Source organism: Bacillus sp. SD127, assembly GCF_058566445.1.
This window is the reverse complement of record NZ_CP191226.1, coordinates 3,799,156-3,824,740: the sequence shown is the minus strand read 5'-3', so window position 1 is coordinate 3,824,740 and position 25,585 is coordinate 3,799,156. Positions and strand designations below refer to the sequence as shown.

The 25,585-nt window shown below is 46.8% G+C and carries 27 protein-coding genes; 21 read left to right on the top strand and 6 right to left on the bottom strand.

All coding sequences use genetic code 11. The features are described from left to right. Window positions 1–36: 36 nt before the first annotated feature. From gabD to gdh, 3 genes are all read left to right on the top strand, one after another. On the top strand, window positions 37–1,425 hold the full coding sequence (gene gabD, locus ACQVGS_RS19930) for a succinate-semialdehyde dehydrogenase (RefSeq protein ID WP_106021012.1): 1,389 nt from the start codon (window positions 37–39) through the stop codon (window positions 1,423–1,425). Window positions 1,426–1,542: 117 nt separating this feature from the next. Continuing rightward, window positions 1,543–2,406 (top strand): glucose uptake protein GlcU, encoded by an 864-nt coding sequence (gene glcU, locus ACQVGS_RS19925; RefSeq protein WP_024120228.1) that lies wholly within the window; start codon window positions 1,543–1,545, stop codon window positions 2,404–2,406. A gap of 18 nt (window positions 2,407–2,424) precedes the next feature. Then, entirely contained in the window at window positions 2,425–3,210 is a 786-nt protein-coding gene (gene gdh, locus ACQVGS_RS19920; protein ID WP_044161863.1) for a glucose 1-dehydrogenase, read from the top strand. A gap of 43 nt (window positions 3,211–3,253) precedes the next feature. Here gdh and ACQVGS_RS19915 read toward each other — a convergent pair whose 3' ends face one another. The 3 genes from ACQVGS_RS19915 to cutR are packed head-to-tail and all read right to left on the bottom strand — an operon-like array spanning window position 3,254 to window position 6,120. Continuing rightward, window positions 3,254–3,874, bottom strand: coding sequence for a YcnI family copper-binding membrane protein (locus ACQVGS_RS19915; protein WP_103671934.1), 621 nt, complete (start codon window positions 3,872–3,874; stop codon window positions 3,254–3,256). A gap of 13 nt (window positions 3,875–3,887) precedes the next feature. After that, window positions 3,888–5,513, bottom strand: coding sequence for a copper transporter YcnJ (gene ycnJ, locus ACQVGS_RS19910; RefSeq protein WP_491830466.1), 1,626 nt, complete (start codon window positions 5,511–5,513; stop codon window positions 3,888–3,890). Between the two features lie 34 nt (window positions 5,514–5,547). Then, complete coding sequence (gene cutR / locus ACQVGS_RS19905) at window positions 5,548–6,120, bottom strand: copper uptake transcriptional regulator CutR (RefSeq protein ID WP_254518043.1); 573 nt, start codon at window positions 6,118–6,120, stop codon at window positions 5,548–5,550. 162 nt (window positions 6,121–6,282) lie between these two features. Between cutR and ACQVGS_RS19900 the strand changes: the two genes are divergently transcribed. From ACQVGS_RS19900 to ACQVGS_RS19880, 5 genes are all read left to right on the top strand, one after another. Then, window positions 6,283–6,636 carry a hypothetical protein gene (locus tag ACQVGS_RS19900; protein WP_044161850.1) on the top strand — a complete coding sequence of 118 codons (354 nt, stop codon included), beginning with the start codon at window positions 6,283–6,285 and terminating at the stop codon, window positions 6,634–6,636. Between the two features lie 167 nt (window positions 6,637–6,803). Then, window positions 6,804–8,237: a PTS mannitol transporter subunit IIBC gene (locus ACQVGS_RS19895; RefSeq protein WP_254518044.1), complete on the top strand. Its 1,434-nt coding sequence runs from the start codon at window positions 6,804–6,806 to the stop codon at window positions 8,235–8,237. Between the two features lie 24 nt (window positions 8,238–8,261). Continuing rightward, window positions 8,262–8,693, top strand: a complete 432-nt coding sequence (locus tag ACQVGS_RS19890) for a PTS mannitol transporter subunit IIA (RefSeq protein WP_059291950.1) — start codon at window positions 8,262–8,264, stop codon at window positions 8,691–8,693. Between the two features lies 1 nt (window position 8,694). Continuing rightward, on the top strand, window positions 8,695–9,816 hold the full coding sequence (locus ACQVGS_RS19885; protein ID WP_188323529.1) for a mannitol-1-phosphate 5-dehydrogenase: 1,122 nt from the start codon (window positions 8,695–8,697) through the stop codon (window positions 9,814–9,816). 88 nt (window positions 9,817–9,904) lie between these two features. After that, the gene (locus ACQVGS_RS19880; RefSeq protein ID WP_106021000.1) at window positions 9,905–10,969 is read left to right on the top strand and encodes a tartrate dehydrogenase; all 1,065 of its coding nucleotides are present in this window, start codon (window positions 9,905–9,907) and stop codon (window positions 10,967–10,969) included. Here ACQVGS_RS19880 and ACQVGS_RS19875 read toward each other — a convergent pair. Next, window positions 10,955–11,563, bottom strand: coding sequence for a dienelactone hydrolase family protein (locus ACQVGS_RS19875; protein ID WP_106020998.1), 609 nt, complete (start codon window positions 11,561–11,563; stop codon window positions 10,955–10,957). The two genes, ACQVGS_RS19880 and ACQVGS_RS19875, sit on opposite strands and share 15 nt — an antisense overlap. Window positions 11,564–11,648: 85 nt before the next feature. Here ACQVGS_RS19875 and ACQVGS_RS19870 point away from each other — a divergent pair, with 85 nt between their 5' ends. Beyond that, window positions 11,649–12,041, top strand: a complete 393-nt coding sequence (locus ACQVGS_RS19870) for a 3-hydroxyacyl-ACP dehydratase FabZ family protein (protein WP_286109140.1) — start codon at window positions 11,649–11,651, stop codon at window positions 12,039–12,041. Window positions 12,042–12,076: 35 nt separating this feature from the next. Here ACQVGS_RS19870 and ACQVGS_RS19865 read toward each other — a convergent pair whose 3' ends face one another. Then, on the bottom strand, window positions 12,077–12,241 hold the full coding sequence (locus tag ACQVGS_RS19865) for a YczO family protein (RefSeq protein ID WP_024120240.1): 165 nt from the start codon (window positions 12,239–12,241) through the stop codon (window positions 12,077–12,079). Between the two features lie 131 nt (window positions 12,242–12,372). On the opposite strand from ACQVGS_RS19865, the gene ACQVGS_RS19860 reads away from it, so the two are divergent. The 9 genes from ACQVGS_RS19860 (at window position 12,373) to ACQVGS_RS19820 (ending at window position 19,794) form a co-directional block, all read left to right on the top strand. Then, window positions 12,373–13,122: a Cof-type HAD-IIB family hydrolase gene (locus ACQVGS_RS19860; protein ID WP_024120241.1), complete on the top strand. Its 750-nt coding sequence runs from the start codon at window positions 12,373–12,375 to the stop codon at window positions 13,120–13,122. Between the two features lie 206 nt (window positions 13,123–13,328). Beyond that, window positions 13,329–14,096, top strand: a complete 768-nt coding sequence (gene pxpA, locus ACQVGS_RS19855; protein ID WP_127695960.1) for a 5-oxoprolinase subunit PpxA — start codon at window positions 13,329–13,331, stop codon at window positions 14,094–14,096. Between the two features lie 18 nt (window positions 14,097–14,114). Continuing rightward, window positions 14,115–15,329 carry an NRAMP family divalent metal transporter gene (locus ACQVGS_RS19850; RefSeq protein WP_400152723.1) on the top strand — a complete coding sequence of 405 codons (1,215 nt, stop codon included), beginning with the start codon at window positions 14,115–14,117 and terminating at the stop codon, window positions 15,327–15,329. A gap of 23 nt (window positions 15,330–15,352) precedes the next feature. Further along, window positions 15,353–16,126, top strand: coding sequence for a putative hydro-lyase (locus tag ACQVGS_RS19845; protein ID WP_127696918.1), 774 nt, complete (start codon window positions 15,353–15,355; stop codon window positions 16,124–16,126). A 44-nt stretch (window positions 16,127–16,170) separates the two neighbouring features. Next, entirely contained in the window at window positions 16,171–16,893 is a 723-nt protein-coding gene (gene pxpB, locus ACQVGS_RS19840) for a 5-oxoprolinase subunit PxpB (RefSeq protein WP_127695958.1), read from the top strand. A 2-nt stretch (window positions 16,894–16,895) separates the two neighbouring features. Continuing rightward, the gene (locus ACQVGS_RS19835; RefSeq protein WP_081638239.1) at window positions 16,896–17,903 is read left to right on the top strand and encodes a 5-oxoprolinase subunit C family protein; all 1,008 of its coding nucleotides are present in this window, start codon (window positions 16,896–16,898) and stop codon (window positions 17,901–17,903) included. A gap of 16 nt (window positions 17,904–17,919) precedes the next feature. After that, window positions 17,920–18,672 carry an IclR family transcriptional regulator gene (locus ACQVGS_RS19830; RefSeq protein ID WP_101864002.1) on the top strand — a complete coding sequence of 251 codons (753 nt, stop codon included), beginning with the start codon at window positions 17,920–17,922 and terminating at the stop codon, window positions 18,670–18,672. Between the two features lie 63 nt (window positions 18,673–18,735). Beyond that, window positions 18,736–19,377, top strand: a complete 642-nt coding sequence (gene lipC, locus ACQVGS_RS19825) for a spore germination lipase LipC (protein WP_106020990.1) — start codon at window positions 18,736–18,738, stop codon at window positions 19,375–19,377. A 171-nt stretch (window positions 19,378–19,548) separates the two neighbouring features. Next, on the top strand, window positions 19,549–19,794 hold the full coding sequence (locus tag ACQVGS_RS19820) for a YczI family protein (RefSeq protein ID WP_010333057.1): 246 nt from the start codon (window positions 19,549–19,551) through the stop codon (window positions 19,792–19,794). Window positions 19,795–19,796: 2 nt separating this feature from the next. Here ACQVGS_RS19820 and ACQVGS_RS19815 read toward each other — a convergent pair whose 3' ends face one another. Then, on the bottom strand, window positions 19,797–20,087 hold the full coding sequence (locus tag ACQVGS_RS19815; RefSeq protein WP_024120249.1) for an antibiotic biosynthesis monooxygenase family protein: 291 nt from the start codon (window positions 20,085–20,087) through the stop codon (window positions 19,797–19,799). A 150-nt stretch (window positions 20,088–20,237) separates the two neighbouring features. Between ACQVGS_RS19815 and ACQVGS_RS19810 the strand changes: the two genes are divergently transcribed. From ACQVGS_RS19810 to ACQVGS_RS19800, 3 genes are all read left to right on the top strand, one after another. Next, window positions 20,238–22,244 carry a penicillin-binding transpeptidase domain-containing protein gene (locus ACQVGS_RS19810; protein WP_024120250.1) on the top strand — a complete coding sequence of 669 codons (2,007 nt, stop codon included), beginning with the start codon at window positions 20,238–20,240 and terminating at the stop codon, window positions 22,242–22,244. Window positions 22,245–22,341: 97 nt separating this feature from the next. Continuing rightward, window positions 22,342–23,244 (top strand): aldo/keto reductase, encoded by a 903-nt coding sequence (locus tag ACQVGS_RS19805; protein WP_095714100.1) that lies wholly within the window; start codon window positions 22,342–22,344, stop codon window positions 23,242–23,244. A gap of 190 nt (window positions 23,245–23,434) precedes the next feature. Further along, window positions 23,435–25,519, top strand: coding sequence for a BglG family transcription antiterminator (locus tag ACQVGS_RS19800; RefSeq protein WP_106020988.1), 2,085 nt, complete (start codon window positions 23,435–23,437; stop codon window positions 25,517–25,519). Window positions 25,520–25,585 lie beyond the last annotated feature (66 nt).

The following is a 25,585-nucleotide window of genomic DNA, read 5'->3' as shown; positions in this document are numbered from 1 at the left end:
TTTAAGTAAATCCAAGAATAGAAAGGAATGTTCAATATGCCAGATCAATTAACGGTCTACAACCCGGCTACAGGCGAGGCGATCAAAACGATTCCTCAGCAATCAGCCAAGGAAGTAGAAGAAGCCATTGAACGTTCACATCAAGCGTTTACATCATGGTCTAAAACATCAGCGAACGAAAGAGCGTCTCTTTTGAAAAAGTGGTATGAGCTAATCGTTGAACATAAAGAAGAACTTGCAGATTTAATTACGAAGGAAAACGGAAAACCGTACCAGGAAGCTGTCGGAGAGGTGCTGTACGGCGCCGGTTATATCGAATGGTTCGCAGAGGAAGCGAAGCGTGTATACGGAAGAACCGTTCCGGCTCCGACAACCGGAAAACGAATTGTCGTGACGCGCCAGGCAGTCGGCCCAGTTGCCGCGATTACGCCTTGGAATTTCCCAAATGCGATGATTACACGTAAAGCGGCGCCTGCTCTTGCTGCCGGCTGTACGTTTATTATCAAGCCGGCGCCTGATACACCGCTGTCAGCCTATGAACTTGCACGCCTCGCATACGAAGCAGGTATTCCAAAAGACGTGCTTCAGGTTGTCATCGGTGATGGCGAGGAGATCGGAAATGTTTTTACAAGCAGTTCGAAAATCCGCAAAATCACCTTTACAGGATCAACACCTGTAGGGAAAATCCTGATGAAAAACAGCGCCGATACTGTGAAACACGTATCCATGGAGCTCGGCGGACATGCCCCGCTGATTGTGGATGAAGATGCAAACATTGATCTTGCTGTTGAACAGGCAATGGTGTCTAAATACCGAAACGCGGGTCAGACTTGCGTATGCGCCAACCGGCTCATCGTCCATGAATCCATCAAAGATGAATTTGCTGCGAAACTGAGCGAGCAAGTATCGAAGCTGAAGGTAGGAAATGGACTTGAGGAAGGCGTAAACGTCGGTCCGATTATCAACAAAAGGGGCTTTGAAAAAATCGTCAGCCAAATTGATGATGCGGTTGAAAAAGGAGCGAAGGTTGTCGCTGGGGGCACTTATGAACGAAACGATGATAAAGGCTGCTACTTTGTCAATCCGACAGTGCTCGCTGACGTCGATACGTCCATGAATATCATGCACGAGGAAACATTCGGCCCTGTTGCGCCAATCGTCACTTTTACAGATATTGATGAAGCAATTGAGCTTGCCAACGATACACCGTACGGCTTGGCTGCTTACTTCTTCACAGAAAATTACCGCCGCGGCATATATATTTCCGAGAACCTTGAGTACGGAATTATCGGCTGGAATGACGGAGGACCGTCCGCGGTTCAAGCTCCTTTCGGCGGAATGAAAGAAAGCGGAATCGGCCGTGAAGGCGGTTCAGAAGGTATCGAACCATACCTTGAAACAAAATATATGTCCATCGGTTTATAAACGAAACGCTGAAGAGCTGCCGGAAGATCCGGCAGCTCTTTTTTTGTTTCAGCGAATAAACATATCAATTCCAGCCAAAATAACAGCAAATACATTTTGAAAGAAGGTTCCCCAACAATGGATTTATTTTTGGCTCTTCTCCCGGCTTTGTTTTGGGGGAGCATTGTTCTCTTCAATGTTAAATTAGGCGGCGGGCCGTACAGCCAAACACTGGGAACGACGATCGGGGCGTTAATTGTTTCTATCGTTATTTATTTGTTTGTCCAACCCGTCTTGTCCATGCGCATTTTTATCGTTGGAATTATATCCGGCTTATTTTGGTCACTTGGGCAGAGCAACCAGCTCAAAAGCATTCAGTTAATGGGTGTGTCCAAAACGATGCCGATTTCCACAGGGATGCAGCTTGTTTCCACCTCACTGTTCGGCGTCATTGTTTTCCGAGAGTGGTCAACACCGATTTCGATTACACTTGGAGTCCTCGCTCTTATCTTTATTATTGTCGGTATCGTTCTTACGTCATTAGAAGATAAGAAAGACAAAAAAGATGGAGAGCCGAGCAACTTAAAAAAGGGCATTTTAATCCTTCTGGTCTCGACATTGGGTTATTTGATTTATGTCGTTGTCGCAAGATTATTTAATGTATCTGGATGGTCCGCCCTGTTGCCGCAGGCGATCGGGATGGTCATTGGAGGGGTCATTTTAACCTATAAGCACAAGCCCTTCAATAAGTATGCCATCCGAAATATTCTCCCGGGCTTAATCTGGGCAGGGGGAAATATGTTTTTGTTTATTTCTCAGCCGAAAGTCGGCGTTGCCACAAGCTTTTCTCTCTCTCAAATGGGAATTGTCATCTCGACGCTTGGCGGTATTTTCATCCTGCGTGAAAAGAAATCAAAACGCCAGCTGATTGCGATTGCGATCGGGATTGCACTGATTATTGCGGCTGCCGTATTTTTAGGGATCGCCAAAACGAATTCATAACAGTTAAGGAGGATGAATATGTATCCGGATTTAAAAGGAAAAGTCGTTGCTATTACAGGAGCTGCTTCAGGATTAGGAAAGGCAATGGCCATTCGCTTCGGCAAGGAGCAGGCGAAAGTGGTCATCAACTATTACAGTAATAAACAGGATCCAAACGAGGTAAAAGAAGAGGTCATCAAGGCGGGCGGTGAAGCCATTGTCGTCCAAGGAGACGTAACGAAAGAGGAAGATGTAAAAAACATCGTCCAAACAGCGATTAAAGAGTTCGGCACACTCGATATTATGATTAATAATGCCGGTCTTGAAAATCCCGTGCCGTCTCATGAAATGCCGCTCAAGGATTGGGAAAAAGTCATCAGCACGAACTTAACGGGCGCCTTTTTAGGAAGCCGTGAAGCGATTAAATATTTTGTTGAAAACGATATAAAAGGAAATGTCATTAATATGTCGAGCGTACATGAAGTGATTCCGTGGCCATTATTTGTTCACTATGCGGCAAGTAAAGGCGGAATCAAGCTGATGACGGAAACATTGGCGCTGGAATATGCGCCGAAAGGCATTCGTGTCAACAATATCGGACCAGGCGCGATCAACACGCCAATCAATGCTGAAAAATTTGCTGATCCTAAGCAGAGAGCAGATGTAGAAAGCATGATTCCGATGGGATATATCGGTGAACCGGAGGAAATTGCGGCAGTGGCAGCATGGCTTGCTTCGAAGGAAGCCAGCTACGTCACAGGCATTACGTTATTCGCGGACGGCGGTATGACACAATACCCTTCCTTCCAGGCAGGACGCGGATAAATCAAAAAAAAGCGACCCAGAACTCATCTGGATCGCTTTTTGTTTAGTCGCGCTTTTTCTTTACTAGAGCTGCAACAGATAAAATAATGGCTGCCGCAGACAGCACAATCGCTGTGATATCAAGAGCCGATGAACCTGAGTCTGCAGAAGCAGAATCATCTTTCGTTTGAGTGGCGCCATGCTCATCTGTTACTTCTTTGGCTGCGGTGATTTTTGTAATGGCATGAGGCGTATCCGCATCTTCATCGCCTGTCCATTCAACTATGCTGCCGTCTTTGTAATATTGATAGGCATCCCAAGCGGCTTCCTCCGCTTTATCAGGGTTTTTGGCAACAAAGGTAAATTGCTGGAACTGGCCTTCCTGAATGCCTCCGTCAGTGGCTTCCCACGTCACGGACACTGATTTGTCGTCGTGTTTGGCAGTAGACACCTTCCAGCCCGGAACCGGTTCGTATTGCTGGAACTCAACATTCTTTGGCATTTTTAAAACAACCTTTGTTGTCGGCTGATTTTTTTCGGAAGGAACCTTCATTGTGTAGGTCTCCCATGAGCCTGCGGCGGATTCAGCCGGTTTTACTGACACGTGCGCGCTGGCAGGCGCCGTAAAGAATAAAAGAGAGCCGATAACAGCTGGACATAGTGTGAATGCGATTTTTTTCAACAACTCAAACACTCCTTTAATTTGTCTTTGTAAACATGATATTGATTTCGTTAAAGTCGCCGGTCAGTCCGTGGACTTTGATCTTCCAGTTTCCCTTTTCATTAATGGACAGGTTTTCAGTCTGGAAGATGCCATCTGTTTTTTCCTTCAATTGAAACGTGCTTTTGTTTTTGCTGCCTGACAGTCCCGTTTTATAAACGGTCAAGGTGATTTGCTGAATGTTTTTTACTGGGTCTCTGTTATGATCGGTAACCCTGAGTTCAAACTCGTTTTTGCCGGGCTGGTTCGGGCTGATGCTGAGAGAAACATTTTGCCCGTTTTCAATCGCTTTCGTTTGATAAAACGGTTCGGGTGCAGGCTCAGGCGGACTTGGCAGACTTGTAAATACGGCAGCTGTGATCAGGACAGCGATGCCGATTGCCCATTCCGCTTTTAGCGTGCGGGTGATTTTGGACCCCTGCCGTTTTCTGGTGAGCAGAAAATGAATACCGCCCAGAATCAGCATCAAAACAAACAGTCCGCTTTTGACTAACAAGGCTTGGCCATACGCCGTATGGAACAGTGAATCCATTGACCGAATGATGAAAAATCCATTGAGCAAGCCCGAGAACAAAATGACACCGACTGCTGTGAGCGCCCATGGAGAGAACCGTTTCACCGTCTCCCAAGCAAGCGTTTTGTCCGGCTGTCTCCACTCCTGTGACAGCAGTAAAACGATGGCCGCTATTCCGCCGATCCAGATGGAGGCGGCCGATAAATGAAGGAAATCCATCAGGATACCGACTGTCTTTTCTTCAACAACAGCGGCATGTCCGGTAAACGCTTTGGCAAGCAGGAGACCGAAAAAGAAAATGAGCGGCGCCGTCCAATATGCGAAGGACGCAAAACGCTTTTTGCGTAACACTGGGATGGCAGACAGGACAAGCAGTACATACAGCACGGCCTGAATCATCCAAATTGTGCCTCCCGCGGTTTCAAACAGCGTCTCCTTCATGTACCCCGGCTGAAAGGCATTGCCCCAGCCGCCGCCTGCATTCGCTTTTGTCTGTATCGGAAGCTGAAGCAGGAGCGCCAGCCCCAGCACAGTGACTGAGATGACAAGCAAACGCTTCGTCCGTTTGGCGAGTTTTTTTCCGTCCCCTTTATACCAGAAGAGATGGAAGAAAACGGTCCCGATAAACAGAGAAAAGGCTGTATACAGAATGGCGCGGTCTGCTGCTGTTCCCGGATTCAGGGCTGAGCCTGATGTTTTCTGGCTGCTGAACCCTCCATCCGCTTTTCCGATGCTGAACGGGATGACGCCGGAAACAGGGTGCCCGTCTGCCGAAACGGCATTCCATTCCGCTCTGTATACGTCATTAGGCAGATTCTTTTTCAGCTTCACGGTCATGATGTGATTGTTGTCTTTTTTGATTTCTGTTTTGTCCGTATCCACCCGGTCGCCGTCTGAATTATAGACTTTAATGTAGTGAAAGCCCTCTTCAACCGGTTCATTAAATTCAATTTCCACCTGTGCGGGAGCGCTTTTTAATTCACTGTTTTCTCCGGGCGAAGATTTGACAATATAGGCGTGAGCAAAGCTTGTTTTCGGCAGGAAAACAAGAAAAAGCAGAAGTATGATCCACCATCTGTTTCGTTGCATTACTCAGACACCACCTTCCGCTAATTATATTGTGTTATTTCTTGGTGCAGGTGCAGCGCTTTTTTCTGTCTCTCAGCATGTCTTCCAGCGCTTGATCGAAGGTGCGGACGGCACCGCCAAAGCCTTTTTGAAAACGTTCAGCATGGTCGAGAGTCGCAAACGGTATGGCCTGGGGCTGGCAGCAGTGCAGATTTAATTCGGCGTTTACAACAAAATAAGCCGAAGCGGCACTGACCGTAGTTTGCAACAGAAAGTCTTTGCAAATCAAATGAGAGACCTCTTCTGTTTTATCTGCATACCGTAAAAACGCGCAATGTGCGCAGCACAGCTGTTCAATGTCTTGTGTCACCGTGATCAGCTGGACTGAATAAGCCTGATTGGCCGGCTTTAGGCAATAGCTGCACATGTGATCAGCCTGAGGCGCACGGACTGGGAGCGTGATGCCGCCGGCCGTTTTCATCACCTGGTTTGATTGGACAAGCTGATTCACATCTCTGTATACTGTCATTTCTGACACACCGAACCGTTGACTGATATCAGAAATTCTGAGCGCGCCTTCTTTTTTCAGCCACTCAAGTATGTGCTGCTGTCTATTAATCGGAAGCATTCATACATCCCCTTCATTAAGATCTTCTTAAGCGTAGAGGATTTCAAAGACCGAGACAAGTATGCTGATGATAAAAAATGTGAAAATGTGTTGAACAGTAACAAAACGAAACAGAAGGGTCTCTGGTATAATGGACATATGAATGGAGAGTGAAAATACCATATGAAAGAAACAGTATGCCCGAACTGCGGCAAACCTTTGACAGGCGACATGGTCAGATCGTCAAATGTCCCGTGCCAATTTCGCTGCGGACACTGCCGGGAACGGCTTTACGAATATAAAGTATCAGCTCCGATTATGATTGTGTCTTTGGCACTCATCGTGCTGCTTATTTATCTTTTGATGCTCCTTCGCAATGCGGCAGGCTCAATGATTCCGGCCGTTCAGCATGTGCCGATGGCAGTTTTTGCGCTTGTGTGCGCGTATCCTGTATTTATTGTGAGTGAACGGATGATCGCGAAGTATGTGATTCAAAACGGCAAGATTATTTATAGAGGAAAGAGAAAAGGCTCCTAAAACAGGAGTCTTTTTATTTTTAAAAAATTGTCACACCCATGTGCCAAAGTCCTCTTTACTTTCAATTGTGCACACACTGTAAGCGTTTTAATATAGAGTCAAAGGGAAGCATCATTCTCTGACATTATCATTCTTTTAGCGACAAACAAAACAGGGAGGGTTTATATATGCAGCAAGAACAGCAGCAAGGCGGCATAAAAATGAAAGTTCAGCGCTTTGGCAGTTATTTGAGCGGAATGATCATGCCGAATATCGGCGCGTTTATCGCGTGGGGTATCATTACCGCTTTGTTTATTCCGGCGGGATGGTTTCCGAATGAGCAGCTGAATACGCTGGTCAGCCCGATGATTACGTATTTACTGCCGCTTTTGATAGCGTATACAGGCGGAAAAATGATTTATGACCACCGCGGCGGAGTCGTCGGTGCGACGGCGGCAATCGGAGTAATTGTCGGGTCGGATATTCCGATGTTTCTAGGCGCGATGATAATGGGGCCGCTGGGCGGATATCTCATTAAGCAAACTGATAAATTATTCAAGGATAAAGTAAAACAAGGCTTTGAGATGCTGATTAACAACTTTACGGCAGGAATTGTCGGCGCGGCTTTAACGATTCTCGCGTTTTATGCGATCGGCCCAGTCGTTCTGACGTTAAATAAATTACTGGCAGCCGGTGTAGAGGTCATTGTACACGCTAACTTACTGCCTGTTGCAAGCGTTTTCGTGGAACCGGCGAAGGTCTTGTTCCTAAATAACGCGATCAACCACGGTATCTTAAGCCCGATTGGAATCGAGCAGGCAGCCAATACCGGAAAGTCAATTCTGTTTTTAGTAGAAGCAAACCCTGGACCGGGGCTCGGCATTTTGCTCGCGTATATGTTCTTTGGAAAAGGATCTTCAAAATCAACGGCTCCTGGAGCGGCAATCATTCATTTCTTCGGGGGGATTCACGAAATTTACTTCCCGTACATTTTAATGAAGCCGGCATTGATTCTGGCAGCGATTGCAGGCGGAGCAAGCGGACTCCTAACGTTCTCTATCTTTAATGCCGGTCTAGTTGCAGCATCGTCACCAGGCAGCATTATCGCATTGATGGCCATGACGCCAAGAGGCGGATACTTCGGCGTGCTGGCAGGCGTATTGGTCGCTGCAGCCGTTTCGTTCATCGTATCAGCAGTGATCCTGAAGTCTTCGAAAGCAAGCGAAGAAGATCTCGCAGCGGCAACAGAAAAAATGCAGTCCATGAAGGGGAAGAAAAGCCAAGCTGCCGCTGCTTTAGAGGCAGAACAAGCAAAAGCTGAGGAAGCGTCTGAGCTGTCTCCTGAAAGCGTCAATAAAATTATTTTCGCATGTGACGCCGGAATGGGCTCGAGCGCGATGGGGGCTTCGATTTTAAGAAACAAAGTCAAAAAAGCTGACCTGGATATCAGCGTGACCAACACGGCGATTAACAATCTGCCGAGCGATGCGGATATTGTCATTACCCACAAAGACTTAACAGATCGAGCAAAGGCAAAGCTGCCAAATGCGACGCACATATCAGTGGAGAACTTCTTAAACAGTCCGAAATATGACGAGCTTATTGAAAAGCTAAAAAAGTAATCTCATAGAAAGAGAGTGATACTCATGCAAGTACTCGCAAAAGAAAACATCAAACTCAATCAAACGGTTGCAACAAAAGAAGAAGCGATCAGATTGGCGGGCCAAACGCTGATTGACAACGGCTACGTGACAGACGATTATATTGAAAAAATGTTTGAACGGGAAGAAACATCTTCTACCTTTATGGGGAATTTTATTGCCATCCCCCACGGCACAGAAGATGCCAAAAGCGAAGTGCTTCACTCAGGGATTTCGATCATTCAAATTCCTGGCGGAGTAGAGTATGGAGAAGGAAATACAGCCAAAGTCGTATTCGGCATTGCCGGAAAAAATAACGAGCATTTAGACATTTTGTCTAACATCGCCATCATCTGCTCAGAAGAAGAAAACATTGAACGCCTGATTTCTGCGAAAAGCGAAGAAGATTTGATCGCGATTTTCAACGAGGTGAACTAGCATGATTGCCTTACATTTCGGTGCGGGAAATATCGGGAGGGGCTTTATCGGTGCGCTGCTTCACCACTCCGGCTATGAAGTGGTGTTTGCGGATGTTAATGACACGATGGTCGGCCTCCTTAATGAAAAACGGGCATACACTGTTGAACTCGCAGAAGAAGGGCGTTCGTCAGAGGTGATCGGCCCGGTCAGCGCCATCAACAGCGGCAGCCAGCCGGAGGAGCTGTATCGGCTGATCAATGAGGCGGCGCTCATCACGACGGCTGTCGGCCCGAATGTATTAAAGCTGATTGCCCCGTCTATCGCAGAAGGCTTAAGACGAAGAAGCTCTGCCGACACACTGAATATCATTGCCTGTGAAAATATGATTGGCGGAAGCAGCTTCTTAAAAAAAGAAGTATACAGCCACTTAACAGAGGCGGAGCAGGAGGCTGTCGGCAACACTGTCGGATTCCCAAATTCCGCGGTTGACCGGATCGTGCCGATTCAGCATCATGAAGATCCGCTCAAAGTGTCGGTTGAGCCGTTCTTTGAATGGGTCATCGACGAATCAGGCTTTATAGGGGAAACACCGGCAATAAAAGGGGCGCTGTTTGTTGATGATTTAACGCCGTACATCGAACGAAAGCTGTTTACCGTTAATACCGGCCATGCTGTAACGGCCTATGTCGGCTATCAGCGCGGATTAAAAACGATAAAAGAAGCGATCGATCATCCGGAAATCCGCCGTGTTGTTCACTCAGCGCTGCTTGAAACCGGTGATTATCTCATCAAAACGTATCATTTTAAGCAATCAGAACACGAGCAATATATTAAAAAAATCATCGGCCGCTTTGAAAATGAATTTATCACCGACGATGTAACCCGTGTAGCGAGATCGCCGCTCAGAAAGCTTGGAGAAAATGACAGGCTTGTAGGTCCGGCGAAGAAAATCAAAGAGCCGAATGCGCTGGCTGAAGGCATTGCTGCGGCACTGCGATTCGACTTTGCCGGTGATCCGGAAGCGGTCGAGCTGCAAGCGCTGATCGCGGAAAAAGGATACAGCGGAGTGCTTCACGAGGTGTGCGGTATTCCGTCTCATGAACCGCTGCATGCCATCGTTTTAAAGAAATTGAATCAATAACCGGACCCGTGACTATACGTCACGGGCTTTTTTTACCATCTCGCAATCTAGTATAATAGAAAACGCTTACGATAACAGGGGGAGGAGAATGACGATGAAACAATTCGAGATTGCGGCAATACCGGGAGACGGAGTAGGAAAAGAGGTTGTAGCCGCTGCTGAGAAAGTGCTTCACACAGCAGCTGAGGTTCACGGAGGTTTGTCATTCTCATTTACGTCATTTCCATGGAGCTGTGACTATTATATGGAGCACGGCAAAATGATGCCTGAGAACGGAATACATACGCTCACTCAATTTGAAGCGGTTTTCTTGGGAGCGGTCGGAAATCCGAAACTGGTTCCCGACCATATTTCCTTATGGGGGCTGCTGCTGAAGATCCGGAGAGAGCTTGAGCTTTCCATTAATATGAGACCAGCCAAACAAATGGCCGGCATCACGTCGCCGCTGCGGCATCCGAACGATTTTGATCTAGTGGTGATTCGCGAGAACAGTGAAGGTGAATACAGTGAAATCGGCGGACGCATTCACAGGGGTGACGATGAAATCGCCATCCAGAATGCCGTGTTTACGAGAAAAGCGACAGAACGTGTCATGCGTTTTGCCTTCGAATTGGCGAAAAAACGGCGCGGCCATGTGACAAGCGCAACAAAGTCCAACGGAATTTATCACGCAATGCCGTTTTGGGATGAAGTCTTTCAGCAGACTGCTGCTGATTACAGCGAGATTGAAACGTCATCCCAGCATATTGATGCGTTGGCCGCTTTTTTTGTGACGCGTCCGGAAACGTTTGATGTCATTGTGGCGAGCAACCTGTTCGGTGATATTTTAACCGACATCAGCTCGAGCCTGATGGGAAGCATTGGCATTGCGCCGTCTGCGAACATTAACCCGTCCGGCAAGTACCCATCCATGTTCGAACCGGTTCATGGCTCAGCTCCGGATATTGCCGGCAAAGGCCTTGCCAACCCAATCGGCCAGATTTGGACAGCGAAGCTGATGCTTGACCATTTCGGAGAGGAAGAACTGGGGGCAAAGATCCTCAATGTGATGGAACGAGTCACGGCTGACGGCATTAAAACACGCGACATTGGCGGACAAAGCACGACGGAAGAGGTCACTGACGAAATTTGTGTGCGTTTAAGAAAACTTTGATAGAACAGAGCGGGGCAGACTTTCTGCCTCGTTTTTTATGATGGAAAGCGTTTTGAAGAAGATTGCCCTGTCAAAATAAACCGAATCAGGATTGGCAAAGCCGTGAAAAGCATCAAATTGATAAATCTCCAAATCGTGATGCTGTTTTTCCCGCAGTTTTTTGACGAGAAGAGCAACATCAAACGACGGTTCATATGAAGGGAAAAACAATAGAACCGGGCAGGAAGGAATGTGATCAAGGCAATCGCGTATCCGGGAACCGTAATAACATACAGCTCCGCTCACCTCAGGCATACTGCTGCATTTCCATGCGATCGTTGCACCTGCGCTGAACCCGATCACAAAAATGCGTCGTCCCGCGTTTTGCCTAATCAAGTTTTGAATGATGATTTCTCCTGTTTTCAGCCGTTCAAGTTTTGTAAACTGTTCGTATGCGGTTTTTTCCTCTTGCGGTCTGTAAACTTCACCATCACCGAGCAGGTTAGGTGTCATCACATCATATCCAGCCATTTTGATCAGGCGGGCGATTTTTTTCATATGGCTGTTTACACCGTATATTTCGTGTGCGAGAATGACGAGCGGTTTTTGGGGCATAACGGTCTCCTTTTGTATTTTTTCCATTATATCCTATCGTTCAGCTTTAGGCTGATATATAATGGTCAAAAAAAGGAGAAATAGAATGAACTTATTATCTTTGCCTCACCGCTACCCATTTTTATTGATTGACGGCGTGACAGAAAGCGAGCCCGGCAAGCATGCAGCTGCTTATAAGCTGGTCAGTGAGAACGACTGGTTTATCACTGACACGCAAACAGAAATGCCGTTTTCATTTGTGATTGAAGCACTTGCGCAAACCGCGGCTTTTACAGGAATTACAGATGAAAACAGCTTGGGCTTATTGTCTTCCGTGAAGAAAGCGGAAAAGCTGGGCGCGGCCATACCCGGTGACCGGCTTGATCTTACGTTTGAAGTCACGCGCAACCGGCGCGGGTTTGTGTTTGGACATGCCAAGGCGTCAGTGGGCGGGCAGCCTGTTGCTGAAGCGGAAATCGGCATCTATATTGAAAAATGAAAAAAACCCTTCACTACGATTTGTGAGGGGTTCTATTATTTCGTATCGTAATCCCGTTCGCTTTGTGAGTCATCTCGTTGCTGCCGCTTTTGTTTTTCATCATTCATGTTTTCCTTCAGCTCTTCATTCGGTATCGGATCGGTCAAGTCATTATGTTCGGGGTTTTCATTAGGGCGGTTCTGCTGTTTTCTCTCTTTCATGTTTTATCACCTCACCATTTGTTTTCCTCTAATGCCTCCACTTGAAACATGTGAAATGGCTGTTTTGTTCCGCTGGGTATAATGTATTAGAATAGAACCAGAACAACTAAAAGATAAAGAGAGGTACATATATGTCTGTTCAAAGAGAAGATGTGAATATCAAGCTGATTGCTATTGATATGGACGGAACACTGCTGAATGACGAGCAGCTGATTTCAGACGAAAACCGCAACGCGATTCGTGAGGCGGAGGATAAAGGCGTTTACGTGGTCATCAGTACGGGCCGGACGCTGATGACGTGCCGGGAGCTGGCTGAGTCGCTGAAGCTGTCGTCTTTTTTAATCACGGCTAACGGCAGCGAAATCTGGGACTCGAATTTTAATTTAGTGGAACGCAAGCTGCTCCACACGGATCACATCAAAATGATGTGGGATTTGCGGAATAAGCACAACACTAATTTCTGGGCTTCAACTGTTAACAAAGTGTGGAGAGGCGAGTTCCCGGAAAACATCACTGATCATGAATGGCTTAAATTCGGATTTGACATAGAGGATGACGACATCCGAAACGAAGTGCTGGCGGAGCTCAGAAAAAATAAAGAGCTCGAAATCACAAACTCAAGCCCGACAAACATCGAGGTCAACGCGCTCGGCATCAACAAAGCCGCAGCCCTTGCGAAGGTTTCTGAAAAACTCGGCTTTACGATGGAAAATGTCATGGCGATGGGCGACAGCCTGAATGATATCGCGATGATCAAAGAAGCCGGACTGGGCGTAGCGATGGGCAATGCCCAAGACGTCGTGAAGGAAACGGCTGATTGGATCACTGATACAAATATAGAAGATGGCGTCGCTAAAGCGATACGTCATTGGGTACTATAAGAAAAGAGTCCTGAGATAAGGACTCTTTTCTTTTTTTTATCAGGGAGATTTTCTTCTAGGACCATGGTAGGTTTTCTAACAAAGTTATTTCACAAACTGATATGATTGAATATAATGAAATAAAGTTCAAAAATTCGGAATAGTCGTTCCGAATTTCGGAACAATAAAATACATAAAGCAATCGTTTGCTTGGCAGGAGGGATTCTGTGTTTCAAGTTGATTTAAATTGTGATTTAGGGGAAAGCTTCGGAGCCTATACGATAGGTCTTGATCAAGATATTTTAGAGTTTGTTACTTCAGCGAATGTCGCATGCGGATTTCATGCAGGGGATCCAAGTGTCATGCGGAAAACAGTTGCCCTTGCTGCTGAAAAAGGCGTGAAAATCGGCGCTCACCCGGGACTCCCGGATTTGCTCGGCTTCGGCCGCCGAAATATGGCGATTTCTCCAGAGGAAGCATATGATCTTGTGGTTTATCAAATTGGCGCCTTGTCAGGGTTTTTAAAAGCGGAAGGACTTCACATGCAGCACGTCAAGCCGCACGGCGCTTTGTACAATATGGCCGCAGTCGATCAGAAGCTATCGGACGCCATTGCAAAAGCTGTCTGCAAGGTAGATCCAGGACTGATTCTTTTCGGCCTTGCTGAGAGCGAGCTTGTAAAAGCGGGAGAACGGATCGGGCTTCAAACAGCAAGTGAAGTGTTCGCCGACAGAACATACCAAGCGGACGGGACGCTCACGCCGCGCTCCCAGCCGGACGCACTCATTGAAAGCGATGATGCCGCCGTCACTCAGGTGATCAAAATGGTGAAAGAAGGGACGGTCAAATCTCAGCAAGGACATGATGTGTCATTAAAAGCAGATACAGTTTGCATTCATGGAGATGGAGCCCACGCGCTGACGTTTGCGCAAAAAATACGAAAAGAGCTTAAAGCGGCCGGAATCGAAGTGACTGCTATTTCAGCGCAGGAGTAATCAGAAGGAGGAAAATAGATGGAGCAGCAGAAAAAAACAGCAGGGAAAAAAACGGGCAGCTGGTCATTGCTGATGGGGGCCGCCTTCTTAATGGCGACATCAGCAATCGGCCCGGGATTCCTGACACAAACCGCAACATTCACAAACACACTCGCAGCAAGCTTCGGTTTTGTTATTTTCATTTCTATTATTTTGGATATCTTCGCTCAAACCAACGTATGGCGCATCATTGCGGTCTCAGGAAAAAGGGGCCAGGAGATTGCGAATATGGTGCTTCCCGGACTGGGATATTTTATCGCCATTCTCGTCGTGCTTGGCGGACTTGCCTTTAATATCGGGAATATCGGAGGGGCTGGGCTCGGACTTCAAGTCTTGTTCGGTATTACACCAGAAACAGGCGCCTTAATCAGCGCCGTCATCGCCATTCTGATTTTTGTCATCAAGGAAGCAGGAAAAGCGATGGACCGTTTTACGCAAATCGCGGGTTTTGTCATGATTATTTTAACTGTCTTTGTTGCGGTCACCACAGCGCCGCCGGTCGGACAGGCTGTGGCTAACACGTTTGTCCCTGAACATTTCAGTATATTTGCAATTGTCACATTAGTCGGCGGAACCGTCGGGGGATATATCACATTTGCCGGCGGACATCGTTTGCTTGATGCAGGGATTAAAGGCAAGGAATCCATCCCCCAGGTGACAAAAAGCTCAGTTATTGGCATTTTAATTACATCCATCATGCGGATCGCCCTTTTCTTAGCTGTGCTCGGCGTTGTTTCAAAAGGCCTGCACATTGATGAAAGTAACCCGGCGGCCTCTGTGTTCCAGCTGGCAGCGGGAAATGTCGGTTATAAAATTTTCGGATTGATCATGTGGTCAGCGGCCATTACGTCTGTTATCGGAGCCGCTTATACATCTGTTTCGTTTTTTAAAACCTTTTCTCCAAAAATTGAAAAGAATTCACGCGCCATTATTATCGGATTTATTGTCGTTTCTACATTAGCCTTCGTCACCATCGGCCAGCCGGCAAAAATTCTCGTGCTTGTCGGATCTCTGAACGGTTTGATTCTGCCGATTGCGCTTGGAACGCTGCTTATTGCCGCATATAAGAAAAACATTGTCGGTGATTATAAGCATCCGCTTTGGCTGACAGGCTCAGGTGCATTGGTTGTCATCGTCATGGCGATTATGGGCGTCTACACGTTGTTTACACAACTTCCTCAATTGTGGAGCTGATAAGAGTGGATCATTTGAACAAGATGGCGCCAAGAGATGTGCGCGCGCTTATACGAGAGGGGAAAATAAACGGGCCGACCGCCGGAATGTCCGGCGGCTATGCTCAAGCGAACCTTGTGATTTTGAAAAAAGATCTGGCATTTGACTTTCTGCTGTTTTGCCAGCGGAATCCAAAACCCTGTCCGGTGCTGGATGTGACGGAATCCGGTTCGCCTGTGCCGTCGCTTGCAGCGCCAGATGCGGATATCAGAACGGATTTTCCAAAATACCGTGTATACAGGCACGGTGTTTTGGCAGATGAGGTATCTGATATTACGCCATACTGGGAGGACGATTTTGTCGGCTTTCTGATCGGATGCAGTTTCTCTTTTGAACAAGCGCTGATCAATCATGGAATACCCGTCAGACATATCGACGAGGGGACGAACGTTCCAATGTACAAAACGAATATAGATTGTGTTCCGGCGGGGCCGTTTCATGGACAGATGGTTGTCAGTATGAGACCGGTTCCTGAACGGCTCGCTGTACGCGCCGCACAGGTGACCTCGCGTTTTCCGGCTGTGCACGGAGGACCGATTCATATCGGCAATCCAAAAGCGATCGGCATACAGGATTTGAGCAATCCAGATTTCGGAGATGCCGTTTCTGTTCGTGAAGGCGAGGTTCCTCTATTTTGGGCATGCGGGGTAACTCCGCAAGCTGTGGCTATGAATGTAAAACCTGAAATGGTCATCACACATGCGCCGGGGCATATGCTCATCACAGATATTCGAGACGAGTCGCTTGCGGTGCTGTAACCTCTCGTCCTCCTGATGAACGAGAAATAAACGAGGTGAGAAAGATGACTGAACGATTACAAATCGAACAGCTCGGTGATTCTGCAATGATGATCCGATTTGGAGAAGAAATAAGCGAGCAAGTAAACGGTCTTGTCCATGCCGCTGCCGCTTATATAGAAGAACAGCCGTTTCCGGGATTCATTGAATGTATCCCGGCTTTTACGAGTCTTACCGTATTTTATGATATATATGAAGTGTATAAGCATTTGCCTCAAGGCATCAGCTCGCCTTTTGAGAAGGTGAAACGCGATATTCATAAGCGGCTCGGAGAATTAACGGCTGATTATGAAAGCAGCCGCCGCATCGTTGAAATTCCCGTCTGCTATGGCGGTGAATTCGGGCCTGATTTAGAAGAGGTGGCGAAGATCAATCATCTCACACCCGAAGAGGTCATTGAGATTCATACAGGCGGTGAATATGTGGTGTATATGCTGGGCTTTGCACCGGGGTTTCCTTTCTTAGGCGGGATGTCCAAACGCATTGCAGCTCCAAGGAAATCATCGCCAAGACCATCGATTCCCGCCGGTTCAGTCGGAATTGCGGGACTGCAAACAGGCGTTTATCCGATTTCGACACCGGGCGGCTGGCAGCTGATTGGCAAAACGCCGCTGGCTCTATTCCGGCCGCAGGAAAACCCGCCAACGTTATTAAGAGCAGGAGATATTGTTACATTTGTCCGCATCTCAGAGGATGACTATCACGCCTATAAGGAGGAGTCCAATTGAGCATGAAAGTGTTAAAGCCCGGACTGCTCACAACGGTTCAGGATATAGGCAGAACGGGGTATCAAAAATACGGCGTGCTGGCAAGCGGCGCCATGGACACGGTATCGCTTCGAATCGCAAATCTGCTGATCGGAAACAGCGAAAAAGAAGCCGGCCTTGAAATTACGCTGATGGGTCCCGGCCCGTCGCTTTATGTGTCAGAACCAATGCTGATTGCCGTAACAGGAGCGGACTTTACCCTGCGTGTGAATGATGAGGAAGCGCCTCTTTGGAAACCTGTGCTCGTTAAGGGAAACAGCACGGTCACCTTCGGCCCCTGCAAACTCGGCAGCCGCGCTTATTTGGCGACAGCCGGCGGCTTCAATGTACCTGCTGTGATGGAAAGCAAAAGCACGTATGTCAGAGCGGGCATCGGCGGATTTCACGGAAGAGCGCTTCAGAAGGAAGATGAACTGCCGATCGGAGAGATGTCATCTCTTTCGAAAACCATCGTCTCCCGCTTGAGCCAACACCTTGGCCAGCGAGGATTTGCGGCGCCGAACTGGTCAGTCAGCCGATACAGATTTCTGCCGTTAAAAAAGAATCCGGTGATCCGAGTGCTGGAAGGAAAACAATTCTCTTTTTTCACAGAAGAATCGAAAACGCGGTTTTATGAAGAAACGTTTCGTGTCACTCCGCAGTCCGATCGTATGGGCTACAGGCTCAAAGGGGAACCGCTTGAATTGAAGGCGCCGCTTGAGATGGTGTCAGAGGCGGTTACATTTGGGACAGTTCAGGTGCCGCCTGACGGCAATCCGATTATCCTGCTTGCAGACCGGCAGACGACGGGAGGTTATCCGAGGATCGCTCACATCATTTCAGCTGATCTTCCGATTGCCTCGCAAATCATGCCGGGTGAGCACGTCCAATTTGAGCCTGTATCCCTTCAGGAAGCGGAAGCGCTTTTCATTGAACGGGAAGCGCATCTAAAAGAACTGAAAACAAGAATGAAAATGGAATGGCTGACATAACAAAGGGGATGGAATGATGCAGAATAAAAACAAAACCGTAGTGAAATCTATGGCGCTGCTCAATTTGTTTTTGCATGAACCAAGCCTTACTTTAAGCGAACTCGTTTCCCTGTCAGGAATGCCGAAAACCTCTGTTCACCGAATGGTCAGCTCACTGGAAGAAATGGGGTTCCTCAATCGAGACCCATCCGGCGTTTATACGCTGGGACTGGTGTTTTTGGAATTCGGACAGCTTGTCGCGGACAGACTCGATATCAGAAAAATAGCCAAGCCTGTGATGGAAGAGCTTTGCCGCGATGTAGATGAAGCCGTTCATTTGATCATGAGGGACGGAAATGAAGCGATCTACGTGGAGAAGATTGAAGGGACACAGACCGTTCGCCTCTACACTGCAATCGGCCGGCGTTCTCCTCTGTACGCCGGGGCATGTGCCCGGAGCATTTTGTCCTTTCTGCCCCGTGAAGAAATTGAAGCGTACATCAAACAGACAGAGCTCATTCCGATCGGTTCAGGGACCATTACAGATCCGTCAAAGCTTCTTGAGGCCATTGAGGCCTCGGTGCAAAACGGCTATACCGTCAGCTATTCAGAACTTGAAAACTATACGGCCGCTATTGGCGCGCCGATTTTTAACCATCATCACCAGGTGGCGGCCGGCATCAGTATTGCAGGGTTTGAAGCGAGATTTACAGAAGACAGGCTGCCATACTTAACGGAAAAGGTAAAACAAGCCGCTTTGCAGATTTCCAGAAAAATAGGGTATCCATAAGTAGCCGATCTTTTCTCTGCTGCGTACATTAACGTATCGACGTTCATGAGTGGAGGAAAGATCATGGTGCTTCAGTATACAGCGCTCGGAGATTCTTTAACGACGGGGAGAGGCTCTGGGCTGTTTTCTGCAGGATTTGTCCAGCGCTTCAGAGACATGATGGAAGCCGATCTGAAATCAAAAACAGCCGTATCGGTTTTCGCCAAATCCGGTCTTGATACAGAGGAAATCCTCGGGCTCCTGTCATATCCCTATGTGCAAAAACAAATTCAAGCCGCTGATATGATTACGATCACAGGGTGCGGAAATGATCTCATTGAATCTGTATTATCCTATCAATCTTCTCAGGATGAAACGATTTTCAGCCGTGCGTCCGCGCATTGTCATGAGAATTTTGAAAAGATGATTGCCCAAATCGCCAATATCAAAGGGTCAGATCCATCACCTTACGCCATCCGTGTTTTTAATTTATACAACCCGTTTCCCGGCATTGGCATTGCTGATCAATGGATTACTTCATTTAATTCGCATTTGAAAACGCTGGCAACAGCACCTCATGTTAAAATCGCTGATGTTTACAGTGTCTTTAAAGGGAAAGAGCAGGAATACCTGTCTTTCGACGGTGTCCATCCGAATAGCAGCGGCTATCAGGCAATGGCCGAAGTGCTCCGAGGAATAGGTTATCGAGAATTATCAGTTTCATAGAAAACGCGCCTGATCACTGGCGCGTTTTTTATATGAATTCAAATATTAAAAGAAACTTAAATTTCCCCGTCTCATGTTCTATATACAAAAAAAGTGCGCTAGAATAATGGAGGGCAAAGGCAAATATAGGCATAACGCTCAATATTTCGTATATAAGGAAGGATGGTCCTTTTGTTTCGCATTTTTAAAATGTCTTTTGCGGTTATCATTATCATACTGGCGCTTATCGCTTTTAACTATACGGAACACACCTCTGTTATCCAATCGGTCATGCTCGTTTTCCTGGGCGCTGTCATGTTTATTCAGGGGCTTGAAGAACGCAAAAAAGAAAACGACAGCTCAGGAGCATTTAACATCTATACTGCCGTTTTCGTTTGGTCTGTTTCTCTCATCGGTTTTACGCTTTATATGATATAAATCTATGATACATCCAGAAAATGTTCAACCGTTGGGAACGGCGTATAGAACCGGTGCAGCAAGGCTTTCCACTCTTTGTACTCGGAAGACCCGCGAAAGCCTTCAGTGTGGTCCTCAAGCGTTTCCCACTCTACGAGCAGCAGGTACTTATGTGTTTCTTCCATACATTTTGATAAAGAATGTGTGATATAGCCCTTCATTCCGGCAATGATCGGCGCCGCCAGCCGGAACGCGTCCTCAAATTCTTGTTCAAGCCCCTCTTTAATATGAAGCATAGCTGCTTCTCTGACCATGCGATCCCTTCTTTCCTCTTTTCAAATAGTTTACAGGAAACGAAAGGAGATTTCTGCAAAATCGATGAACCTTTTCCTTCATTTTCAAAAAAATCTTGCACGTACTAATTCATTTAAGAGAAAATAACAAGTGGAAGGCAGGGGAAAGTCATGTGTAAAAAGTGTATTCTACTATTATTTCTATGTATCGGGCTGATCGGATTAATCGGATGCTCCAAAACAGATTCACCAGAGGACCGAATGGAAGCATTCGTAAAACAGTGGAACGATCAGCAATTCGATGACATGTATCAAAGCCTGACCAAAGATGTAAAAAAAGAAATCTCCAAAAAGGATTTCGTCAGCAGATATAAAACCATCTATGAGCAGGCAGGCGTAAAAAATCTGAAAGTCACTGCGGGAAAAGTGGACGAGGATGATAAAGACAATAAAACGATGAAGCACATCCCATACAAAGTCAGCATGGACACAAATGCGGGCAAAGTCAGCTTTAAAAATACCGCTGTGCTGAAAAAAGAAAAAACAGATGATGAGGAGTCATGGAATATAGATTGGGACCCATCGTTTATTTTCAAGCAGCTGGCTGATGACAAAACCGTTCAAATCGCCAGCATTGAACCGAAACGCGGCCAAATCTACGATAAAAACGGGAAAGGCTTAGCCGTCAACACAGATGTTCCAGAAATCGGAATTATTCCCGGAGAACTTGGCGATAAAAAAGAGAAAGTCATAAAAGAGCTCGCGAAAAAACTGGATGTAACTGAAGATGACATCAACCAGAAGCTGAAACAAAGCTGGGTCAAAGATGATTCATTCGTGCCGGTCAAAAAAGTAAAACCGGACGAAGAAAAGTTAGTGTCTGAGGTGACGTCATTAAAAGGCGTCACAAGAACAAATGTCAGCTCGCGCTATTATCCGTATGGCGAAAAAACAGCCCATCTGACAGGCTACGTTCGCGCGATTACGGCGGAAGAACTGAAGAAAAAGAAAGACGGAACATACAGCGATACGTCAAACATCGGAATCGCAGGTCTTGAAAATGTGTATGAAGATAAGCTCAGAGGCACAACAGGATGGAAAATCTACGTTCCGCAAACCGGCGAAGTCATCGCTGAAACGAAAGCGAAAGACGGTGAGGATTTACATCTCACAATTGATATCAAAACGCAAACAAAGCTTTATGACGAGCTGAAGGATGACAGCGGGGCGGCAGTCGCACTGCAGCCGCAGACAGGTGAAACACTGGCTCTTGTCAGCGCGCCTTCTTACGATCCAAACGGATTTATCTTCGGATGGAGCGATAAAGAATGGAAAAAACTAAACGAAGACAAAAACAATCCGTTTTCGGCGAAATTCAACAAAACATATGCACCAGGATCCACGATTAAACCGATCGCTGCTGCTATCGGCCTGAAAAACGGCACGCTTAAAGCCGCAGAGAAGAAAACTATCAAAGGGAAACAGTGGCAGAAAGATTCAAGCTGGGGCGGCTATTCTGTTACACGAGTGTCTGACAGCTTAGAGCAAGTGGATTTGGAACATGCCCTGATCACGTCAGACAATATTTACTTTGCGCAAAACGCGCTTGATATGGGAGCGGACACCTTTACAAAAGGCATGAAAACATTTGGGTTTGCAGAGGATATTCCATTTGAATTCCCAGTCCAGCAATCGTCAATCGCAAACGACAAGCTTGACTCAGACATTTTGCTTGCGGATACAGGCTACGGACAGGGACAAATGCAGATGTCTCCGCTTCACCTAGCGGCAGCTTACACGCCATTTGTCGATAATGGAGACCTCGTGAAACCGACGCTTATCAAGAAAGACTCACAAACCGCTGATGTCTGGCACAAACAAGTGCTCACAAAAGAAGGAGCCGCCGATATTACAAAAGGGTTGAAAGGCGTAGTCGAAGATGAGCGCGGGTCAGCGTATCAGCCTGTCGTAAAAGGAATCACTGTGGCTGGAAAAACGGGAACAGCCGAGCTGAAAAAATCAAAGGATGATAAAGACGGCACCGAAAATGGCTGGTTCGTCGGCTATGACTATAAAAACAAAGACCTGCTTGTCGCGATGATGATTCAAAATGTTCAAGATCACGGCGGCAGCCACTACGTAGTCGAAAAAGCAAAAAAGCAATTTCAATCGAAATAAAACCTTTTTAACGGGAGTGAAAGGAAAAAGGGCGTCTGAGGCCGAATGATCTAGTAAGGGGCAAAAACCCGGTTTATAAAGAAAAGAGGGATTTTGCATGCAGCGTATTCATTTGGCGGAGGATCTTCAATTTTCAAGAGTGATACACGGGCTTTGGCGTCTGAATGAATGGAACTATTCAGACGCTGAGCTGCTCAGTCTCATTGAGTGGTGTGTCGATCAAGGCATTACCACCTTTGATCATGCGGATATTTACGGGGGCTACACGTGCGAAAAAGGGTTTGGAAATGCTCTTGCTCTTTCACCCGGATTAAGGGAAAACATAGAGCTGGTCACAAAATGCGGCATCGTTCTTGAATCACCTGAACGCCCTGCTCACAGATCGCACCATTATAATACAAGCAAAACACACATTCTCGCGTCTGTTGAACAGTCGCTTTTGAATCTCAGAACGGATTATATCGATGTGCTGCTGATTCACAGACCGGACCCGCTCATGGACCCGGAAGGAGTGGCTGAGGCGTTTCATGCGCTGAAAAGCTCCGGGAAGGTCAGATATTTCGGTGTGTCGAACTTTAAAGGCCATCAATATCGGATGCTGGAATCGTATCTGCCTGAAAAGCTTGTCACCAATCAGATTGAGCTTTCCGCATATGAATTAGAAAATATTCAGGACGGCACATTGAACCTGTGTCAGGAAAAACGGATTTCTCCGATGGCCTGGTCGCCGCTTGCAGGCGGTAAAGTATTCGCCGGAAACACGGAAAAAGATCGGCGCATTCGCACGGCGCTTGAAACTGTTCAGGCTGAAATCGGTGCTGCCTCATTGGACGAGGTGATGTACGCATGGCTGTTCACGCATCCGGCCGGCATCATGCCGATTGTCGGAAGCGGAAAACGCGAGCGTATTTCCGCCGCGGTAAACGCCTTGGCGTATAAGCTTGATCAGGATCAGTGGTTCCGTATTTATACAGCCGTACAAGGCCACGATATACCATAAAGAAAAAGCATCAGCATAACGGCTGATGCTTTTTCAATATTGTCACACCGCTTAGTGCCAAATTCCCATTTATAAGTGATTGAATCCTGTTTGAAAGCGTTTTATATTAATATAGAAACCCTCTTTTTTTCCTCTTCCTATATCTCCATGCGACTTCATCCGCACATCACGAATGTCTGGAGGCCTTTTTATGTATATGACTGCAAGAGAACAAAAGCTTTTAAAGCATTTATTACTACTGAACCGATATGTAACCGTAACGGAGCTGGCTGAGCTGATGGAAGTGAGCACCAGAACCATTCACAGGGAGCTGAAATCAATCAAGCCGCTGATGGAGACTGTGGGGCTCAAGCTCGATAAACAGCCCGGCAAAGGCTTGAAGGCGGTAGGAAGTCCCGAAGATAAACAAAAGCTGCTCACCGAGCTGTCACATGAACAGCATGAATACAGCGCCGACGAACGAAAACTGCTGATTCTCTGTTCGCTATTAGAGTCCCAAGAACCGGTGAAGCTGTACACGCTCGCTCATGATCTGCAGGTCACCAATGCTACGGTCAGCTACGATTTAGATGAGCTGGAGAAATGGATTTCTCCGTTCGGGTTAACACTGATCCGAAAAAGAGGCTTTGGCATCCAGCTCATGGGGCCAGAGAACGCGAAACGAAAAATTGTCGGCAATCTGATTGTGAACCGCCTCGATATCCAAATGTTTTTGGAAGCGGTTGAATTAAACATTAAAGGAAAAGCCGATTCCTCCGAGAAGATGTTCGGGGTTGTCAGCAAAGGCGAGCTGTTAAAAATGGAGCGGATTTTATTCCAGCTGAAAGAAAAAATCGCATTTTCTCTATCTGACAGCTCCTATATAGCGCTTGTCGTTCATCTGACGTTTGCGATCGAACGCATTAAACTTGGCGAGACGATCAGCATGGAAGAGAGCGAGCTTGATGAACTCAAGAGTGCAAAAGAATACAGCTCCGCTCTGGAAATCGCGGGCGAGCTTGAACGTGCTTTCGGCGTAACGATCCCGGAAGCGGAGGTCGGCTATATTACGATCCATCTGCGAAGCGCCAACCGCAAATACAAAACAGAATACAGAGCGCAGGAAATAGAGCTTGAAACAGCCTTGCAAACAAAACGGCTGATCGCTTTTATTTCAGAAAAAATCAGAATGGATCTGACGAAAAACTACTCTTTATATGAAGGTTTGATTGCCCATTTGGAGCCGGCCATCAGCCGCATGAAAGAAAACATCGACATCTATAATCCAATGAAGGAACAGATCAAGCGCGATTATTTTCTGCTGTATATGGCGATAGAAGAGGGCGTGGAAAAATTTTTCCCGGACATGTCCTTTTCTGATGATGAAATCGCCTTTATCGTTCTTCACTTCGGTTCAGCGCTTGAAATCAAAAAAGAAGAAGCAAAAGTGAAAGCGCTTGTTGTCTGCTCAAGCGGAATCGGTTCTTCGAAAATGCTTGCTTCGAGATTGAAGAAAGAGCTGCCTGAAATTGAATCGTTTGATATGTCATCACTGATCGAGCTGAAGGACCGCGACACTCATGCCTATGATATGATTGTGTCCACTGTGCCGATCCCTTATCAAAACATCGACTATATTATGGTCAGCCCGCTTTTAAATGAGGAAGACGCAAACCAGGTGAAGCAGTATATCAAGCGGAAAATCCCGCTCATTCTTGAGAAAAAAAGAAGCCCGAAGGAAGAAACGCGGCAAGCCGACATCCCTGACATGCTGGCAGCGGCGGAAAGCGTGGGACGATACATGGCGGTGATTCAAGACGTCTTGCGCCATTTTTCACTCACTGAAATGAAAACAAAGCCGGATCACGGCATGCTGCTGTTTGAGCTTTTTCAACAGCTGAAAGAGGATGGCCTCATCCGAGATCCGAAAAAAGCGGCGGATTGCCTTGCAGAACGCGAAAAACAAGGGGGATTGGGCATACCGGGTACAAACATGGCGCTTTATCATCTCAAAAATGATCATATCGTCCTGCCTTTTTTCAAAATGTATGACCTCAGCACATCTTTTGAAGTTAATGGCATGGACGGAAATACCCTCGATATGACAAGAATTCTCGTCATGATGGCACCGGCCACATTATCAGCTGAAGGCTCAGAGATTTTGAGTGCGATCAGCTCTGCCATTATTGAAAGCGGAGAAAGCATGGCGGGCTTTCAGGAGGAAGGGGAACGAGAACTGTATCAGCGTTTAAACCGCATCTTTTTCACATGGATGAAAGAAAAAAACATCCCGTAATCACCTATTTCACACGCCAAAAAAAGGCGTGTGTTTTTGTATGGATGCAGCACAAAATAAAAAAAT